Origin of the sequence: Trichocoleus sp. DQ-A1 (assembly GCF_039961955.1) — a bacterium.
Lineage (GTDB): Bacteria > Cyanobacteriota > Cyanobacteriia > Cyanobacteriales > FACHB-T130 > FACHB-T130.
This window is the reverse complement of record NZ_JAMPKE010000036.1, coordinates 35,351-54,157: the sequence shown is the minus strand read 5'-3', so window position 1 is coordinate 54,157 and position 18,807 is coordinate 35,351. Positions and strand designations below refer to the sequence as shown.

Sequence of the window (18,807 nt, the reverse complement as noted above, 5' to 3'; positions counted from 1 at the left end):
TCCTGTCAACTTTGCCGTCAATTTGATAGCCGGCTTAATTGCCTACTGCCACCAGCCCAAGAAGCCCTCCCTGATCAACGATGCTGCCTTGCCTGCTTAACCCGAACTCACGTTAAGTAAGTTTGGATTGTTTGGAATCAGCAACCAGAAGCACAGAATTTGGACGGGTCTACGCGCTTAAACAACAAGCTATGTCTTCAGCCTTGCAGCCAGAATCGGATAGCTACTGACAACAGATGCGATAACCGCAAGTCTTCTACAACTCAAAATCTAAAATGGGATTAGTGTTGTGGATCAAAGCGATTGACGAAGGCGGCTACTGCAATCATTGGCAACCCCACCAACAGGCAAATGAGCCATTGATTTAAGTTCAGTGGTGTTGTGGAGAATAAGCCATTCATTAGGCTCCACTGACTGAAGATTACTTGCAAAAGCACAGTGCAGGCAATCCCAATTGCTAGGGCTGGAGAATTGCGAATGCGTCCGATGCCACGAATTTTGGCGATGACAGCATTTCCAAAGTGGCTAATGCTTAAAAGATAAAAGATTCTCCCGACCACTAAAGCCTGGATTGCCATTGTGCGGGCTAACTCAATATTCCCGGTTGTTTGTTTCATCCATTCAAATACGCCAAAAATTACAATCCAGTTAAAAGCAGAAATTACTAAGATCCGCTTTAACAGACTGCCAGAAAGCAAGGGTTCATTCGGGTTGCGTGGAGGCTGTTGCATCACCTGCTGAGATTTAGGCTCAAAGGCTAAGGGGACGGTCATTGCAATGGAATTAACCATATTTAGCCAGAGAACTTGTAAAGATAAGATGGGCAATTCTCTAGCGAGTAACACGCTAATCAAAATCGTCATCGATTCGCCACCATTAACGGGGAGAATGAAGGCGATCGCTTTCAGGAGATTTCGGTAAACGGTACGACCTTCCTCAACAGCCGCTTCTATTGAGGCAAAGTTATCATCGGTCAAAATCATATCGGCGGCTTCTTTTGCTACCTCAGTACCCGCACCTCCCATTGCAATCCCAATATCTGCTTGCTTGAGTGCAGGCGCATCGTTAACCCCATCCCCCGTCATCGCGACAACTTCGCCTTTAAGTTGTAAAGCTTCGACAAGACGGAGTTTTTGTTCCGGTGCGACACGGGCAAACACGACTCCATCTTCTACCGCTGTTGCCAGTTCTTGTTCATTCATTTGAGCAAGTTCTTGCCCGGTGAATGCCAGAACTTCCCCATGCTTTTTCAATTCCATGCGAGAAGCGATCGCAGCTGCGGTGACAGCATGATCGCCCGTAATCATCTTGACTTGAATCCCCGCTTCCTGACAGGCTTGCACGGCAGCGATCGCTTCTTTTCGCGGCGGATCGATCATGCCCTGCAATCCGATAAAAATCAGATTCTTTGCAATATCACCATGATCTACTGATTGTTGCTCGACTGACACAGGCTTCTTCGCCAACGCCAACACCCGTAGCCCCTGTTCTGCCATTGCATCGACTTCCCGATGCACCGTTTGTCCATCCACAGGGATCAAACTCCCATCAGCATCTAGCATCTGCTGAGAGCGCTGGAGAATTGCCTCCACCGAACCCTTCACGTAAATCGTCGTACCGGGGTTTCCCCGCCCGTCCCCATCGCTTTTACCTTCATGCAACGTTGCCATGTACTGAAATTCAGACTCAAACGGAATAACATCCAACCTAGGCATTTCTCGCTCTAAGTTTGACTGCTTTAATCCCACTTTATTGGCAACAGCAATTAAAGCTCCCTCTGTCGGATCGCCAATCACAACCCATTGCTCGTCCTTGACTTCTAGATGGGAGTCATTGCATAACAATCCGGCTTTTAAACACTCTAGAAGAACGGGGAAATTGTTCAGGTTGATCGGCTTTTCTTCTAACAGGATTTCCCCTGCCGGATTGTAGCCGCTACCGCTGGCTGTATAGTGCTGACCTCCGGCATAAATAACTTGTACCGTCATCTGGTTTTCAGTCAAGGTGCCGGTTTTGTCAGAACAAATGACTGTGGCACCACCCAGAGTTTCAACGGCTGGCAACTTACGGACAATGGCGTGACGACGCGCCATGCGGGAAACGCCAATCGCCAGCGTCACCGTCACAACGGCGGGTAATCCTTCGGGAATCGCACTCACTGCCAAGGCTACAGCAGCTTCAAACATTTTTACCCAGGAATTGCCGTACCCCCATCCCACTGCAAACGTCAGCGCGGCGACTCCTAGAATGACGTACAGCAACTTTCGACTGAATTTGTCAAATTTGCGAGTTAAGGGGGTTGTCAGGCTGCTTCCCCGATCCATTAACTGGGAGATTCGCCCGGTTTCAGTCGCTTCCCCAATTGCGACGACAACGCCCCTGGCAGTACCAAATGTCACGAAGCTGCCAGCATAAGCCATATTGGTTCGCTCCGCCAAGGGTGCGTTTAGGTGCAAAAGCGGGGCTTCTGTTTCCGCCTCTTTTTGTACTGCAACCGACTCGCCGGTGAGTGCAGATTCGTTCACTTGCAAGTTACGCACCTTCACCAGTCGCAAATCGGCGGGTACTTTGTCTCCAGAAGTGAGGAGTACGAGATCGCCCGGTACTAACTCAGTCGAAGGAACTTGTACTTTTTGACCCTCGCGCAGTACATTTGCATCTGTTTGGACAGAAGAAGCTAAGGCAGCGATCGCGCTTTCGGCTTTTGATTCTTGGACAAATCCGATAATGGCGTTAATTAGCGTCACGCCCCAAATTACCCACGCATTCACCCATTCCCCTAGAAATGCCTTGACTGCACCAGCAATTAACAAAATATACAGGAGCGGTTGGTTAAATTGCTGGAGAAATCGCACTAAGGGACTTTTTCCGGCTTTACCCTTGAGTTCGTTCGCTCCAAAACGTTCCTGTCGCTTTGTTACTTCAGCGGATGTCAAACCTGTTTCTATGTTGCTGTCTAAATTCTGAGCAACTTCTCCCACAGGTAGATGATGCCACTGATTTCCCACTGATTTCTCTTTCGCTGTTGCTGTCATTTTGTTGGCTCCTTTAGAGGCAAGAAGTCTATCTTTTGCAGACAAAAAACCAAAGGAGATTAGTTTCTTGCATAGATTCTGTTTTCTTTAGTGTTAGTAACAAATGTGACTAGAAAGTGACAGCGATCGCAAACAAAGTCGAATGTGCCGATTGTCGTCCAGCACAGCCATCTCGGTTCTCGCTAAGCTGAGAATACTAGCTCAACATGATGGCTGATGCCAGCAGCGATGAATCACAAAAGGATTTTTCGATTGATTCAAATTCAACAAACTAAAACAGCAACCAGCAGAAGCATACCCGCGCAAAATTTAAAGGCAACCATCAGGCGTCAGCGACGACCAAGGATAGCTTGGATATTCTGGATACCGATGGCTCTAGGATTGGTAGGGTGCGAACCTGCCGCAGAGTTATTGCGGCAATTGCCTGGACAGGATGTACCCGAAGCGCCGAAATTGCCTAACAGCGCCGCTCAATCCCCCACCAGTGCCCAGATGGAAGCTTCTGTCCGTCAGCGGATCAATGAAGTCCGCCAAAAGAATGGCTTAAATCCACTTCAAAACAACGAAAAATTAGCACGGGTTGCTCGCAATTACAGTCAGAAGATGGCTCGTGAGAACTTCTTCAGCCACGATAGTCCAGATGGCAGCACTTTGACTAAACGGGTTCGTGCGGGGGGAATCTCCTACTGGATGGTTGGGGAGAATTTGTTTAAAAGTGTGAATGCTCCCCAACCCGTACCGTTAGCTGTTGAGGGATGGATGAATAGTCCCGGACATCGTGCAAATATTTTGCAAGCCGAATACGCCGAGACGGGTATCGGAGTTTGGCGGCAAGGAAACACTTGTTACATTACGCAGTTATTCTTGCGATCGCAATTTTCACCCAAAGATTTATTCAAGTAATTGTGATGACAATTGCTTGACGACGATCTGGAACTGCTGTCATTAAAGAAAAAGCCCTCTTGCTGTTGAACGAGAGGGCTGTATTTTATGGTGTGAGGAGTAGAACTTTGCAGTTCTTACTATCAGCCTAGTCAGCGAATGTGACGTTTTGGTGACTATCCGATGACATTTCTTACACCATCAGCATTGGCTGCCATCCATCAATTAGAAGAGGCATCGCTGCCGCTGCATTCCCAGATTTAGAACGACAATGCATGGCTAAGTGTTTAGAAAGCTGCCTGTGTCGGGTTAGCCGAAAAACCTATTGCATCATTCAGGCACTCGCCAAGGCAGCGGATAGAGATATAGAGAACGGCTTAATCTTTTTCGGAGCATACGCCGGACGCGCAGACCGAATTATGTCTGTCGCTGAGGTGATGGCGGAGTTAACCGGAACGTGTTGAGATCGAATCGGGTGCGTACCTGCCTGTGGCGGGATCTCTTTTAGCGATCGCATTTCCTGACAAGTTCCTCAAACTGCGTTTCTATAATGAGACTGGGGAATAATACCTAGCTTGAACGGTGATGGCTGAGCGAACCTCTTTTCAAGAGAACCCCCTACAGTTGCAACACTTAAAGGCAACAGAGATGACTATTGAAGAGATCCTGAATCGGTATGCCGAAGGCAAACGAAGCTTTCAAAGGGTCAACCTGCGAGAGGTTGATTTGCAGAATGCTCACTTTCATGGTGTGAACTTCAATCAGGCAGATTTACGGCAAGCGCGATTGGGTAAAACGGACTTTAGCCGAGCCAGCTTCCGGGAGGCAGACCTCAGCGAAGCGCTCTTGTGCGGAACTGATTTGAGCGAAGCTGATTTGGATCGAGCCATTCTACGAGAGGCAGACTTGAGTGGTGCCGAGCTGAGTTACGCCAATCTGGAGCGAGCGAACTTGAGTAAAGCAACCTTAGGAGGTGCGAATTTAGTCCGCGCCAGATTATTTCGTGCCAATTTGTTTGACGCCAATTTGCGTCCTACGTCCGACCAAGCGACGGATCTGAGTCATGCGATTTTAAGCGATGCAGACCTATGCTACGCCAATTTAAGTGGAGCTGTTTTATATAGGGCAAATCTAAATGGTGCAAAGCTTTGCCGCGCTCATTTAAATCGAACGCCACAACAAGGAATGAAATCAACCGATTTGAGCGCAGCCAACTTGCGAGGAGCTGACTTGAGTTATGCCGATCTCACAGGAGCAATTTTACACAAGGCAAATTTGAGAGATGCTGATTTGACAGGCGCTGTGCTGACGGATGCAGAGTTGCAGGGAGCAATCATGCCCGATGGATCGGTGCATGAGTGAGAGCGATCGCACGCTTGAAGTTAGCAATGAACCGAGTGACGAATTCCGATGGGCGATCGTGCTTTTACTGGATTAGCGATCGCCTTACAATCCAGAGAGATGTCATTGCGAGATTTTCAAGAAATACGCCAATTTCGAGAAGCGAATCAACCGAGCTTTTTCGTCATAAATACGCTGTTCGGGTCATCAATGTAGCCAGCGAAAGGGCCTCGGTACTCAAACCCATACTGCGCGTACAATGCTCGTGCTGGAGCGAACTCAGGCATTGCCCCTGTTTCTAAATTTAGGCAATCATAAGCACGCCGTTCGGCTTCTTTGATGATGTGTTCAAGAAGCTTTGAGGCGACACCCCTACGACGGTGAGCCTTGGCGGTACGCATTGATTTGACTTCACCACTTCTTGAATTTAGTTCTTTGAGTGCCCCACATCCGAGTAATTCATCACCCTCCCAAGCCGTCCAGAAAGTAATTTCGGGCGATCGCAATGCCTCTAAATCAAGAGCATGAACGCTTTCAGGCGGCGTAATTTCATGCATATCTTCGAGATGTTCTCGGAGAAAATCAGCAATCTTTTTACCTGTCAGGTCATCTTTGCGAATCTGCAATCAACTCATCTCCTTAATTTACTAGGAAATTTTACTCTAATGAGGGTCAACAGCCTGGAGAGGTTGTTAACGCAATTGCTGAAAAGCTTCCTGTAAAGCGAATGGAGAAGCTAGAAGAGATTTCTGATGGGGTTTTATTTCTGATGGGTAACGTCTTCATGACAGGAGCTACTCTACTAATTGATGGCGGAAATGCGTTAGTTTAATGCACGCAAGTAAACGCCCTATAACAATCGTGTTGCAGCGGAACATTATCAGCCTTCTTCGTTTTTGAGAGGTGTCTGCATCTGCTGAATACAGCCATTATGATGACGGATATTGTTAGTAATTTACTCCTAACGGACGATCGCTCCCACCCTACAAAGCGATCGCGCTCCTCAATTCCCAAACCGTTCCTCGCAGAGCCTCAGCATCAATTGGTTTGAAAAGTTAATTCGCAGGTGATGACCGCGAGCGCAAGCTGGAACGGTAATTTGTTTGGTGGTTTCAACCACTTGGATTGAGATGTGCAAGAAGCCAACCAAGCGGAGCGAAGCTAGGTTGCGAGGAATTTTCTGCCTATCTCGCTGAACTAGCATCCGATTCGGAATATTTCTACCGATTCATCTGATTTGGTCTGAGATCGGGAATTCGTCAGTCTATCAATCTGATGCGAGGGTATTAGGCAGAAACTTTCAGTCTAATAATACTTAAGCTGTACCATCTTCCAAGTTGGTCTCATTTCCAATTACTTCATAAAATTGCGAAATCTGTTCGGTAGAGCTGATGTGATAAACCCTTTTAGTATTTTGCGCCTGCTCGATATACTCACGATATTTGGGGGTCAAATATTTGTAGCATAACCAAAGTACGCGGTAGCTATTAAGTGAACTCTTTAATATTGGACTTTTTTCAGGCCAGCCTTCAGGGGGTTTAAAAAAACCTGCGATCATTCGTTTAGTTACCCACCAAAAATGCACATAGATTGGTAGATCCACAAAAACCAAAGTATCCGCTTCATCAAGTCGCAGCCAGACGGTTTCCTTGCAACCAAAACCGTCAATAATCCATCGGTCAGTAACTAAAATTTGCTGATGGGCGTGCTTATAGACTTCATGGGGAACTGGCGTGCCCCCGCTTGATATTGAATCTTGTCCAAGACGTGAAGTGGCAAACCCGTGATTTCGGATAGTCTCTTGCTTAGAGTTGATTTACCGCCTCCAGCATTGCCAAATACTGCTACTTTTTTCATCGCCATTCTCCTTTTAGTCCTTTTCTGTCACCTCGTAGACTAGATTGAGTTATGAAAGCGAGCAATTCCCGTCCTTTGAATATCTAACAAAAAACGCTTGCACCGGACGGTCGGTATATACTTGTGCTGAATTATATTTTACTTGCCGCCTGTGAAGCGCAAGCCGTTATGAGGATGAAGATTGGTAGTAGTCCATTACTAGCGGACGAGCGATCGCCCTCTCGCCACAGAGCGCTCGTCTGACCATGTAGTATCAGTATAGACATCTATCTTTAGATGTATTAAAGTGCCACTTCGCCGGGTGGCATTATAGCCTTGAGTAAGGGCTGCCGATCCCCATTCACGAGATATTGCTATGAATAGTTCTCTTAAGTCTGAAACATCCATGAAGCGACTCGAAATTCCTTTAGAGCGGGATATATTTTTACGTACCTTAATTCGAGAGTTGGCAGGTACATTACAGGATGTCGTGGGCTTAGAGGAAGCCTCCGGGTTTATTAGTGTCGTGGGTCAAAACATGGGGAGGCAAATCGACCGGGACTATAAAGCGGCTCTAGAGGTATCCCATCTAACGCGAGAGCAAGTTGCTGATGTTTTGGTAGATTTGAAGAAGCGAATCCAAGGTGACTTTTATATTATTGAACAAACGGATGAAAAGATTGTCTTAGGGAACCGGGCGTGCCCGTTTGCCGAAAAAGTCATCGATCGCCCCGCTATGTGTATGATGACCTCCAATGTTTTTGGCTCCATTGCAGCGGACAATCTGGGGTACGCCAAAGTAGAACTGCAAGAGACGATCGCAATGGGTGCGCCTGGATGCCGTGTGGTTGTTTATTTGAAACCCACCCCAGAGGCAGAAGAAAGTCACGGCAGAGAATACTTCAAAGGAGAGAGTGAGGGAGATAACGAGGGGTGACGCCCGAACAGTTTCTCGAATTCGCTAGACCTTTACCCGAACCCATGCTCCTAATTGCCGGAAATGGTCAGCTTCTGGCTGCCAATCCGCCATTTTCCAAGATGCTGGGGCTACCCCGTCAGCTCCTGCAAGAGAAAATGCTCTTTGAGATGGTCGTCGATCCTGCTGATAAGGTTAAACAGTATCTGCGTGCTTGTTCCAGCAGTCGAGAAATGGTGATTGGCTCATTAACCTTCAATGCCAACAATGGAGAGACTTGCTTGTGTCGCTGTGAAGGAGCTGTCATCCGACCGCGATCGCCTGAATCCCCGGCACTTATTCTCTTACGCTTGAAAAACAAGGAATCTGCCAGTAGCCGATTCACCCTGCTGAACAAGAAGATCGATGAATTAGCCAAAGAGATTCGGCAGCGTCAACGAGCGGAAGAAGAGCGAGCTAAACTTCTGGTGCAGGAACAGAAAGCACGAGTAGAAGCTGAGAAGCTGAATCGATTGAAGGATGAATTTCTATCCACCGTATCCCACGAACTGCGAACCCCTCTCAACGCCATCCTTGGCTGGTCTAATATCCTGAGAACTAGCAAGGTAGACGCAGCCAAGATGCATCGGGCGCTGGAAACGATAGAGCGCAATGCCAGATCCCAGGCACAGTTGGTTGACGATCTCCTGGATATTTCCCGCATCATTACAGGCAAGATTCGCCTCAATGTGCAAACAGTTGACCTATTGCCCGCGATTCAGGCAGCAATCGATACGGTGCGTCCTGCCGCTGATGCCAAGAACATTCGCTTGCAGTCGGTGCTCGATCCAGCAGCAGGCCCTGTTTTAGGAGACTCCGAGCGATTACAACAGATTGTCTGGAATTTGCTCAGCAATTCGATCAAGTTCACACCGAAACAGGGGCGGGTTCAGATTGGCCTGCAACGGATTAATTCTCATATTGAGATTGTGGTGGCAGATACGGGTCAAGGCATCAGTGCAGAATTCCTCCCCTACGTCTTTGAGCGCTTTCGTCAGGCAGATGGTTCCATCACTCGTTCCTTTGGCGGATTGGGGCTGGGTTTAGCGATCGTTCGCCAATTGGTAGAACTGCATGGCGGAACGGTGCATGCTCAAAGCCCCGGAGAAGGACAAGGTGCAACATTTACCGTCAAACTACCCCTGCTTGCCGTTGGGCCAACAGCGATTGAACCAGAACGGGTGCATCCAACCGTGGGAGACAGTGTCCCATTTGACTGCTCCTCTCAACTAGAGGGATTGAAGATACTGATCGTGGATGATGACCCGGATATGCGGGATTTGCTCGCCTACACGCTGGAAGTTTGTGGGGCAGAAGTCATCGCCGCCGCTTCAGCAGACGAAGCAATCTCAGCACTGACCCAATCTTCACCACCGATGGATATATTAATCAGTGATATTGGGATGCCAGATGAAGACGGTTATGCTTTGTTGCGTCGCGTCAGAGCTTTGGAGTCAAACAATAAAGGCAGAATTTCCGCGATCGCCCTGACCGCCTATGCTAGAACTCAAGACCGCACGGCTGCGCTTTTAGCAGGCTTTCAATCCCATATTGCCAAACCCGTTGAACCTGCTGAATTAATTGCAGTAATTGCCAATTTAACTGGACGAATCAGCGGTACCTAGAATATTACCGAACCGTTCCTCGCAATGCCTCAGCATCAATCGGTTTAACAGGTAAATTCGCAGGAGATGACCGCGATCGCAAGCTGGAGCGGTAATTTGCGTAATGCTTCAACCACTTGGGTTGAGATGTGCGCTCGCAAAAATCTTTAAATAGCGATCGCAAGAGCAATGTAAACGGCGGAAAAACTCCGGATGTTCTGTAGAAAAAAGTGGCTCTACAAGCGAGATTTCCAGGTTTACCAGAGTTGAGGATGCGATCGCATCCTCACTGCTCACCCACCGATCTCCTGAATTCCCACCGCCAAACGAATCTTCTCCGGCAAAAAATTCAAATCGTCTCAATTACAAAAATTTACTTAAAACTCTCTCACTTCAAGCGCAAGCGGGGGAAGATAAGGAGGAGTTTTTCTTCGCGACGGTTTGGATTGGGTTCGGGACTCCCGGAATGGAGAACCCAATTAATTCGGTTTTTCCCGGCGAGATTTGCTTGTTTCCAAGGCTGGTTATTCAGCTAATTCTGAATTCCAAGGTTACTGTCACTTTCTGGTCACATTTATTGATGACCCTGAAGATGGAAACTTACCCGACCCTGTAACAAAACGATTGATGATAAGGAGTTTTGGTTATGGTTGGAATCCTCATCACCTGGTTAGTCACTACTATCAGTTTTTTAATTATTTCCCGGCTGCCGATTGGCGTAGAAATCGACACTTTTGGAAAAGCCGCAATTTCCGCAGCAGTTTTTGGAATTTTGAATGCTCTGTTAAAACCCATCTTAGGGTTCTTCACCTTTCCATTCATTCTTTTGTCATTTGGTTTATTCCTGTTTGTCTTAAATGCAGTTATTTTCGGTTTAGCCGCTTGGTTAGTGACAGGATTTCGGGATTTCGGTTACGGTGGGGTTTTTGGAGTGCTTTGCTTGGCTCATTAGCACTGAGTATTGTTAATTCTTTACTTTTCCATCTGCTAGCATCGCTCAGATTGTAAGCGCAGGTTTGTTCTGAGCGGGGAAAGAAAACCGGAAGTAGAGGGTTCAGACAGTTCGGATTGAGTGAGAGTAACTGTCTAGAAGGATCGGTTTTTCAATTGGTAACGCACTAGCGTCCTAACATTTTCAGCAGACAGTCCTAATTCTTGCGCGATCGCAGCTTCCACCTGACTGAATTCTGTTACTGGAAACTCAAATTCTAACTTTTTGAGTGTCGAATCTGTCGTTTTGACCTGTACTTTGGTAAATCCCTGCTCTTTGTCAATTTCTGCTTTGATGACTAGCAAGGTGACTGAAAGTTGCACTTCCAACTGTGTATCAGCTTGAAGCTTATCAACCGTATCGTAGGAGCGACTTAATGCTTGGTCTGTTACCAGTCCACCCCCAACCCAAAAAATAATTCCTAGCAGGGGTAGAGGTAGCCAAAATTCTAGCCCTAAAAAATGTAATCTTTGTAACCAACGGGGAGAGGACATAGGGAGAGGTGAGGAATTTTAGCTTCACAGCTAATTGAGTTTAAGGGAAAAAAACAATCAAATTCGACATCAAAAGTCAAAATTTAAAAGATAAAAAAAGAGAAGATTCACTTTTGACTCTTGATTTTCTTCGGTACTCGATAAAAATCTGACTGGTGGAAGACGTGCGATCGCTTTAGGCTTCTCTACTATGAGCAGCGCGATCGACGATTCTCCGGAAAAGAGGTTTCACTAAAGCGTCTTATGAGAATTTTACTGGTAGAAGACGACCCCGAACAATTAGAGCCACTAAACGCAGCTTTGTTGCAAGCCGGACATATTGTCGATGGCATTGAGGATGGGGAAACTGCCCAATGGCTGATCTCTCAAAAAGACTATGACTTGTTAATTTTAGACTGGATGTTGCCGACAGTCAGCGGGTTGAGCCTTTGTCGCCAGTATCGACAAGCAGGAAAAACCTCGCCGGTGTTGATGCTGACTGCCAAAGACACGACTGTGGATAAAGTTACGAGTTTGGATGCCGGTGCCGATGATTATCTGGTTAAACCGACTGATATTATCGAACTTTTGGCACGGGTGCGGGCATTGGGAAGGCGATCGCCTCTATGGCAGGGAGATATCCTTCGCATAGAAGATTTACAACTGCACTTGAATAGCTTGACTGTTGAACGGGGACAGACAACTGTCCAATTGTCCGCCCGCGAGTTTCAGCTATTAGAATACTTCCTGCGCCACCCTTATCAGGTCTTAACCCGCGATCAAATGGAACAAGCCTTGTGGGAGTGGGGTGCAGAACCAGAGAGCAATGCCGTAACTACGCTTGTCCGGAGGCTGCGGCAGCGTTTGCAGTTAGTCGATGCGGCAGATTGGATTGAAACAGTCTATGGCATGGGATATCGCCTCAATCCTTCGGGAAGTCAAAAGTAAAAAGAGAAGAAATTCAAAATATAAATGAATCAAAATGACAGAATAAATCTTTCTTTTGCTTTTTGCCTGTCTTGCTCCAAGATTCGGGGAAGCAAAGATACACCCGAATTTGGGGCGCTTTTTAACTTTGCTTTTTTCCATGTTTGGTCGTAGCCGTCACAATCTGGCTCGCTGGTTCACCCTATCAATGGGAAGTATTTTGGTGATTTTTGCAGGAGTCGTCTACTACGTAGAAGTTGCAGACGCGCTCTTAGCATTGGATCGATTACTCTACCAACAAACCAAGGTAATGGCAGCGAGCGTAAATTATGAGCGTCGCAATGGTCGATGGCAGGTAGAGCTGGACAATGTGCCACTTTTGGGAAATAACCCACAGCCGTTGGATAGTGGGCTGGCGTATGGGCGTTGGTACGATGCCAAAGGTCAATTGGTGCAATTTTTTGGTACGCTTCCCCCAGAGAAGCTGACGGTGACAGATGGATTTCAAACCATCAAAACTGCTAGCGGCTCTGCACGTTGGCTGCGTCAGGTAACGCTGCCTGTCTACGAGAAGAGTGTATTAATTGGTTATCTCCAGGTTGCGACTTCCCTGACATCCACTCAAGAGGCTTTGTCTGAATTGCGGCTGGTTCTGACGCTCTTGGTGCCAGTCACCTTGGGGGTAATTAGCCTGACTGGGTGGTTTTTGGGGGGGCTAGCGATGCAACCGATTCGTCATGCTTACGAGCAACTGCATCGCTTCACCGCAGATGCTTCCCATGAATTGCGGACACCATTGGCGGCGATTCTTAGCAATGCACAAGTCGGGTTGCTGTCTGACGATCATTCACAGCAACGGCTTCGGCTAGACAAGATTGTGAATGTTGCTAAGTCCATGAATTCGCTGGTGAGTAATCTGCTGTTTTTGGCTCGTAATGATGGGTCATTATCTCCTGAATCTTTGAGAAAGATTAATCTAACTCTTTTGCTACAGGAGCTAGCAGAGAATTATGCAACGCAAGCAGCCACCAAAAATCTAAATTTTGTTAGTAATCTGCCGACTGAGAGCTTGGAGGTGAAGGCCGATCCAGAGTTGCTCCGTCTGGCGGTGATGAACCTGCTGAGTAATGCTTGCAAATATACCCTGGAGGGCGGTGAAGTTCAACTGCGATTGTTTACGCGATCGCATCTGGCTATTATTCAAGTTTCAGACACTGGGATGGGGATTGCGGCGACTGATTTGCCCCATATTTTTGAACGGTTTTATCGGGTGAATCGCGATCGCTCTCGCACTACAGGGGGTTTTGGTTTGGGATTAGCGATCGCTGAGCAAATCGTCAAAGCTCATGGAGGTGGGATCGAAGTCACCAGTGTAGTCGGTCAAGGATCAACTTTTCAAATTGAGCTGCCACTCCAGTAGCAAAAATAACCTGGCGATTGGAAATCGCGGCTACGCCAACCCCCCTTACCCCCCTTCAAGAAGAAGAGGGGACATAATAAGTTGCTTCGCTTCTATTCAACCAAGTCCGCCTGCGCGGAATCAATTCAGCCTGCGGAGGCAGGCTTTGTTTGTGTAGCCCCAGACTTCCAGTCTGTGGGGGATTTGCAAATACGGGATGCTCCCACTGTCACTTTCTAGTCACATTTGTTGCCAACACTGAAGATAGCAGGAGCAGAAGGTTATCACTCCTAAATCATTTTTCTTTAGTTTGTTTTCAACACTTTTTTTCATGGAGTTAGTGTAAATCCGATGTTGTTCAGAGGTACTTCTTCTCTACTCTGCCTTGCCGCTCTGGCTGTTGTTTGTAGTGGTTTATCAGCTCAGGCTGAAACTGACGACTTCACCCCTAAGACAGATGCGTTTGCCAGGGTTCCTAATCATAATTCTGAATCAAATAAGACTCCAATTCAATCTGACCAAGTTACAACTTTCTTTGTACAAGAACAAGTGAATGTAGCGAATTCAGGTTCACCTGATTCTGTTGTAAAGGTACTGACAGAATCAACAATTCAAGAGCAAGATTTTTCAGAAATAAAATTGCCAACTGCCACTGCATCAGCCGAGGCGAATCAATCTCCATCTAACCTTTCTAGCGAGACAAAGCAGGAAATTCATGAGAAAACAGCGATCGCAACCTCAGATGCGGTAAACCCAGAGCAGATTGTAGACAAAAGGGTGAAAACGTCTGCGTCGGCTTTGACTGTTGAACCTTCAACACCTCAACTCCCAGAAGCAGCGACGACTGAAACCACAGCGCCGGAAATCGCTCAAGTGGATGTAATACCTGGTAGAGCCACTCGCTCTGGCCCAAGCTATATCGGGGTTGCAGGCAACATTGGGTTGGGTGGCGATACAACTTTGAGTGAAGGTGCCTTTGCAGTCATTAGCAAAATTGGACTCACTCGGAATTTATCTGTGCGACCCGCTGCTTTATTTGGCGATAATACAGTTTTTCTGGTTCCACTTACTTACGATTTCCCATCTCAAGGAGTGGAACAAATCAGATACCGTGTAGCCCCTTATATTGGAGGCGGAGTGGCGATTTCAACGGGTGACGATAGCACCATTGGCGCACTAATTACGGGCGGGGTCGATGTTCCATTATCATCCCAATTCACCGCAACCGCTGGCGTGAATGTCGGTTTTGTTGATGAAACAGAGGTGGGATTATTAATCGGAGTTGGTTACACTTTCTCCGGATTGTAAACCGACTTTGCTTTAATCTTTTCACATCGCAACTCAAAGAAATTACGATCGCAACGGTGAAGGTGCCAGAATGAGCAGACGGGTAAACGACAGTCTCCCAAATCAAGTCTTCGCGGTAAGCAAAACAGCAGCACCCAAGCCAGCGCTGGCTTTCGTAGACGCGATCGCCCTAATTGTTGGCATCGTGATTGGTGCCGGGATTTTCGAGACGCCCTCTCTAGTCGCCGCTGCTTCTGGGAGTGAAGTGGTTGCACTTTCCCTGTGGATTCTGGGTGGCGGGATGTCCTTAGTCGGCGCATTGTGCTACGCAGAATTGGCAACGGCATATCCTCACGCTGGGGGCAATTACTATTACTTGATGCGTGCCTTCGGCAAAAACATCGCCTTCTTTTTTGCTTGGGCGCGAATGACGGTGATTCAAACAGGTTCGATTGCCCTGTTGGCGTTCGTATTCGGAGACTATGCCTCGCAATTACTGCGCCTTGGGAATTATTCATCCTCACTTTACGCAGGGATTGCGATCGCCCTGTTGACAGGTTTAAATATCATCGGCGTTCAGCAAGGAAAGTGGGCGCAGAATTGGCTAACAGTCGCCAAAGTGGGTGGCTTGCTGTTGGTAGTAATTGGGGGTTTAGCCTTTGCCGTTCCCAGTCTCCCGGAGGTGCCTGCTGCACCGGCAACATCCCAAACAAACTTTGGGATGGCAATGCTTTTCGTGCTGTTGTCCTATGGCGGCTGGAATGAAGCGGCTTATATCTCAGCCGAGTTACGCAACGTCAATCGAAACATGGTGCGATCGCTGCTAGTGAGTATCGGCATCATCACGACAATTTACTTAGCGATAAACTTCGCGTACATCCACGGTTTAGGATTGGCGAACATGGCAGCCTCAGAAGCCGTAGCAGCGGATTTGATGCGTCGTGCAGTTGGCGAACCCGGTGCTTGGTTTATCAGCTTCCTGATTGCCATTTCTACCTTGGGTGCGATCAACGCCACGATTTTCACCGGCGCACGTACCAATTACGCCCTCGGACAAGATTTTTCCTTGTTCAGCTTCCTCGGACGCTGGCACCATCGCGCCAGTACGCCAGCCAATGCCTTGCTAGTGCAGGGTGCGATCGCGTTAGCCCTCGTGTTTCTGGGAACTCTCACCCGCGAAGGCTTTAAAACGATGGTGGACTACACTGCGCCGGTGTTCTGGTTCTTCTTCCTGCTATCGGGTATCTCGCTGTTAGTGTTACGAGTTCGAGAACCGCAAGTAGTGCGACCCTTCCGCGTCCCTCTCTATCCTCTAACGCCCCTACTTTTTTGTGCAATCTGTGCTTATTTACTCTACTCCAGCGTTGCCTATACAGGGATTGGGGCGCTTGTCGGAGTGGCTGTCGCGATCGCTGGCGCACCGCTATTGCTGTTATCTCGTCGTCGGCAAATTTGAACAAAACGTTAACAACTCAAAAGGAGAAGATGCAATGCAATTACAACAAATTAAGCTGTTGCTGGTTGCTAGTTTGAGTGCGGGTAGCTTCTTGTTCGCAGGCTGCACCCAACAACGCCAGTTCGATGCACAAGCTCAATCTGATGCTCAAACCCAAGCGCCCGCCGCACCGAATATTCAAGCCGAAGCACCCGCAACCGACGTTCAAACCCAACAACAGCCAGCGGATGTGCCCTTTGTGCCAACGCCCGAAGTCGTCGTCGCCGAAATGCTTAAACAGGGGCAGGTAAAAGGGAACGATGTACTCTACGACCTCGGTAGTGGCGATGGACGAATCGTGATTACCGCTGCAAAACAATTCGGCACTCGCGGCACTGGTGTAGATATTAATCCGCAGCTGGTTCAGGAAAGTCGAGAAAATGCCCAAAAAGCCGGTGTAAGCGATCGCGTGCGGTTTTTACAACAAGACCTATTTGCCACTGACCTCAGCGATGCCACGGTGGTGACACTTTACTTGCTTCCTGAGGTGAACTTGCGGCTGCGACCGAAGCTACTCAAGGAACTTAAACCAGGCACTCGCATTGTTTCGCACAACTACGACATGGGTGAATGGAAACCTGAGAAAGTAGTGCAGGTAGAAAGTAGCCCCGGTCGCCAGCATACTATTTACTCCTGGGTTGTGCCTGAAACTGTCCCGGATAATTTGAAATAACCGGGATATCCTGTTGCAAGTTCCATCCAGCCGAACTAATCTTGCTGATACTATTTCACCAATAATCTGCAACAGCTCCCCTAACAGCATCTTAAAAGGGAGGCTAACTTCTCCCTTTTAAGATGCTGTTGGCGAATTCCAAAAAATTAATCTTAGGGGCGCTTATTTAGGGGCGCACCGATAAGCGCCCCTAAGCGATTAAACACTTTCTAAAACAGAATAGGAGTGCTGTTATTCTCACCATTTCCAGCGTTCACGAAATTATCCTTAAGCCAGAATAGGTTGGTTTTCCTGCCAGAAAGGCGGCATAGAAAATTTTATGCGATCGCGCCGAAATACTAAAGGTATTGGGGTCAATGCTATGGGGCTGGGTGCCACAGTTACGCGCATCTACATGACTTAGAAGCAAAGGCTGAGGTAGAAAGTTTATATCCCAAGGTTTCGGGCAAGTCCGCCGGAATAAATGGCAGCATCGGTGGCATTTTTGGCATCTGACGAAGCTACTTACATCACAAGCCAAACTCGGTTTTTTGACGGTGGGTTGACGCATTATCCCGCCTTTGGCGAGTCTTGGTTATAAGAAAATAGGAGGTATTCACGATGAATTTCAAAAACATTGTACAGCTATATACAGCCGGAAAAAGGAACTTTAGAAAAGCAGATTTATATAAGGCAAAATTAGCTTTTGTCTGCTTAAATGAAGCAAATTTTAGCAAAGCGAATCTATGTTTGGCGAACTTGAGAGGGTCAGATTTGCGCGGAGTCAATTTCAGCGAAGCAGACTTAACAGGGGCAAACTTACGTCAAGCAGACCTCACTGAAGCTAACTTGGGGGCAGCGAATTTAAGTAAGGTAAATCTTCGGGGAGCAAATCTAACCAGAGCAAATTTGAAAGGGGCAAATTTGGAAGAAGCCGTGTTAGGTGAGGCAAACCTGAACCAAACAAACCTGAGATACGCCAACTTATCTAAAGCCAAGCTAATGGGTGCCATCCTTACTGGGGCAATTTTACTAGGAACAAACCTAAGTAAAGCTATTTTACTCAGGGCAAATTTAACGCAAGCAAGTTTAATTGAAACCAACCTCAGTGAAGCTGTCTTAACTGAAGCCAGAATGCCTGACGGAAAAGTTCACGACTACGCTTAAGTACGCAAGGAAAACCTATATTCCTTGCAAAATCATCAACATACAGCGGTTAGTTGGATCTAAAATTATTTTCAACTGTGGTTGTTTCTAGCTGTTTAGGTGTAAAACTGGCAAAGCAATCAAACAGTAACTCCCGTTTCAGCGAGTTGTACTTGGTTTGACCTTCTTTTCGGATCTGGATTAACCCCGCTTCCGCCAGTGTCTTGGAGTGGTGACAGAAGAGAGCTAAACTAATCCCTAAATAATTGGCTATTTCGCTGCCACTCATTTCCTCGCAAGAAGCTAACATCTCCACAATCCTCAAACGTGTTGGATCGGAGAGAGCTGCAAAGATTTTAGCCCGAAGTTCTATGTCTTGAACGGCAGCTTGAGACGCAGAGGGCAGTTGAACGCTATGGTTGTTATCGATCATGGGAAGTAGGGGTTACTAAAAGAAGCCACGAGAAAGCCCCAACAAGACTCTGCATTACTCCTGATGTCAACGCTAAAAGAAGGTTGAACGACGGTATAGGCGTGTCTGACGTAGATGTATGCCGTTGGCGAAAACTCACCGTCTTACTTCTATTTTACGTCTTGGCGTTCAGTATTGAAATAGTTAAACAACCACTTGACTATTGGGGAAAGATTGTTCTAGTATTTAGTCAAATGGTTGTTTAACTACTAAACCCTTTAGGGGATTGAAACCAGATTGGTAACTTTTAGCAGCGAGTTGAGTGGATGCGATCGCATGAAATGATGCGATGCGCTTTCTGCAACAGCTGCT

18 protein-coding genes and 3 pseudogenes are annotated in these 18,807 nt (G+C 47.3%); 13 read left to right on the top strand and 8 right to left on the bottom strand.

Going from position 1 to position 18,807, the window contains the following annotated elements; genetic code table 11:
- Positions 1–100 (top strand): annotated as a pseudogene (locus tag NDI33_RS23430) (IS982 family transposase); the annotation flags it as partial.
- A gap of 181 nt (positions 101–281) precedes the next feature.
- Here the strand turns inward: NDI33_RS23430 and NDI33_RS23425 are convergent.
- Entirely contained in the window at positions 282–3,035 is a 2,754-nt protein-coding gene (locus NDI33_RS23425; protein WP_190672106.1) for a cation-transporting P-type ATPase, read from the bottom strand.
- Between the two features lie 228 nt (positions 3,036–3,263).
- Between NDI33_RS23425 and NDI33_RS23420 the strand changes: the two genes are divergently transcribed.
- From NDI33_RS23420 to NDI33_RS23410, 3 genes are all read left to right on the top strand, one after another.
- Positions 3,264–3,938 (top strand): CAP domain-containing protein, encoded by a 675-nt coding sequence (locus NDI33_RS23420; RefSeq protein ID WP_348245676.1) that lies wholly within the window; start codon positions 3,264–3,266, stop codon positions 3,936–3,938.
- Positions 3,939–4,192: 254 nt separating this feature from the next.
- Positions 4,193–4,381, top strand: coding sequence for a hypothetical protein (locus NDI33_RS23415; RefSeq protein ID WP_190416070.1), 189 nt, complete (start codon positions 4,193–4,195; stop codon positions 4,379–4,381).
- A gap of 184 nt (positions 4,382–4,565) precedes the next feature.
- Positions 4,566–5,279 carry a pentapeptide repeat-containing protein gene (locus NDI33_RS23410; RefSeq protein WP_190416069.1) on the top strand — a complete coding sequence of 238 codons (714 nt, stop codon included), beginning with the start codon at positions 4,566–4,568 and terminating at the stop codon, positions 5,277–5,279.
- 146 nt (positions 5,280–5,425) lie between these two features.
- Here NDI33_RS23410 and NDI33_RS23405 read toward each other — a convergent pair whose 3' ends face one another.
- From NDI33_RS23405 to NDI33_RS23395, 3 genes and pseudogenes are all read right to left on the bottom strand, one after another.
- A complete protein-coding gene (locus NDI33_RS23405; RefSeq protein WP_190672103.1) occupies positions 5,426–5,884 on the bottom strand; it encodes a GNAT family N-acetyltransferase in 459 nt (152 codons plus the stop codon).
- Positions 5,885–6,573: 689 nt separating this feature from the next.
- Positions 6,574–7,115: pseudogene (locus NDI33_RS23400) on the bottom strand (adenylate kinase).
- A 198-nt stretch (positions 7,116–7,313) separates the two neighbouring features.
- Positions 7,314–7,502, bottom strand: a complete 189-nt coding sequence (locus NDI33_RS23395) for a hypothetical protein (RefSeq protein ID WP_190672113.1) — start codon at positions 7,500–7,502, stop codon at positions 7,314–7,316.
- Between NDI33_RS23395 and NDI33_RS23390 the strand changes: the two genes are divergently transcribed.
- Entirely contained in the window at positions 7,471–8,031 is a 561-nt protein-coding gene (locus tag NDI33_RS23390; RefSeq protein ID WP_190672100.1) for a methanogen output domain 1-containing protein, read from the top strand. The genes NDI33_RS23395 and NDI33_RS23390 overlap by 32 nt on opposite strands.
- Positions 8,028–9,674: an ATP-binding protein gene (locus NDI33_RS23385; protein WP_190672097.1), complete on the top strand. Its 1,647-nt coding sequence runs from the start codon at positions 8,028–8,030 to the stop codon at positions 9,672–9,674. The genes NDI33_RS23390 and NDI33_RS23385 overlap by 4 nt, the downstream gene beginning before the upstream one ends.
- A gap of 108 nt (positions 9,675–9,782) precedes the next feature.
- Here the strand turns inward: NDI33_RS23385 and NDI33_RS23380 are convergent, their stop codons facing one another.
- Complete coding sequence (locus tag NDI33_RS23380; RefSeq protein ID WP_190672095.1) at positions 9,783–10,016, bottom strand: hypothetical protein; 234 nt, start codon at positions 10,014–10,016, stop codon at positions 9,783–9,785.
- A 283-nt stretch (positions 10,017–10,299) separates the two neighbouring features.
- On the opposite strand from NDI33_RS23380, the pseudogene NDI33_RS23375 reads away from it, so the two are divergent.
- Positions 10,300–10,661: pseudogene (locus NDI33_RS23375) on the top strand (phage holin family protein).
- 78 nt (positions 10,662–10,739) lie between these two features.
- On the opposite strand, the gene NDI33_RS23370 reads toward NDI33_RS23375, so the two are convergent.
- Positions 10,740–11,138, bottom strand: coding sequence for a hypothetical protein (locus tag NDI33_RS23370; RefSeq protein ID WP_190434782.1), 399 nt, complete (start codon positions 11,136–11,138; stop codon positions 10,740–10,742).
- 243 nt (positions 11,139–11,381) lie between these two features.
- On the opposite strand from NDI33_RS23370, the gene rppA reads away from it, so the two are divergent.
- The 5 genes from rppA (at position 11,382) to NDI33_RS23345 (ending at position 16,898) form a co-directional block, all read left to right on the top strand.
- Positions 11,382–12,065 (top strand): two-component system response regulator RppA, encoded by a 684-nt coding sequence (rppA, locus tag NDI33_RS23365; RefSeq protein ID WP_190672091.1) that lies wholly within the window; start codon positions 11,382–11,384, stop codon positions 12,063–12,065.
- Positions 12,066–12,204: 139 nt separating this feature from the next.
- On the top strand, positions 12,205–13,464 hold the full coding sequence (locus NDI33_RS23360; protein WP_190672088.1) for an ATP-binding protein: 1,260 nt from the start codon (positions 12,205–12,207) through the stop codon (positions 13,462–13,464).
- A gap of 708 nt (positions 13,465–14,172) precedes the next feature.
- Positions 14,173–14,751, top strand: coding sequence for a hypothetical protein (locus tag NDI33_RS23355; RefSeq protein WP_347275833.1), 579 nt, complete (start codon positions 14,173–14,175; stop codon positions 14,749–14,751).
- Positions 14,752–14,821: 70 nt separating this feature from the next.
- On the top strand, positions 14,822–16,186 hold the full coding sequence (locus NDI33_RS23350) for an amino acid permease (RefSeq protein ID WP_190672085.1): 1,365 nt from the start codon (positions 14,822–14,824) through the stop codon (positions 16,184–16,186).
- A gap of 34 nt (positions 16,187–16,220) precedes the next feature.
- The gene (locus tag NDI33_RS23345; protein ID WP_190414561.1) at positions 16,221–16,898 is read left to right on the top strand and encodes a class I SAM-dependent methyltransferase; all 678 of its coding nucleotides are present in this window, start codon (positions 16,221–16,223) and stop codon (positions 16,896–16,898) included.
- 253 nt (positions 16,899–17,151) lie between these two features.
- Here the strand turns inward: NDI33_RS23345 and NDI33_RS23340 are convergent, their stop codons facing one another.
- Positions 17,152–17,448, bottom strand: a complete 297-nt coding sequence (locus NDI33_RS23340) for a hypothetical protein (RefSeq protein ID WP_190672082.1) — start codon at positions 17,446–17,448, stop codon at positions 17,152–17,154.
- A 50-nt stretch (positions 17,449–17,498) separates the two neighbouring features.
- Between NDI33_RS23340 and NDI33_RS23335 the strand changes: the two genes are divergently transcribed.
- Entirely contained in the window at positions 17,499–18,044 is a 546-nt protein-coding gene (locus tag NDI33_RS23335) for a pentapeptide repeat-containing protein (RefSeq protein WP_190414559.1), read from the top strand.
- A 49-nt stretch (positions 18,045–18,093) separates the two neighbouring features.
- Here the strand turns inward: NDI33_RS23335 and NDI33_RS23330 are convergent, their stop codons facing one another.
- On the bottom strand, positions 18,094–18,456 hold the full coding sequence (locus tag NDI33_RS23330; protein WP_190434771.1) for a metalloregulator ArsR/SmtB family transcription factor: 363 nt from the start codon (positions 18,454–18,456) through the stop codon (positions 18,094–18,096).
- Positions 18,457–18,807 lie beyond the last annotated feature (351 nt).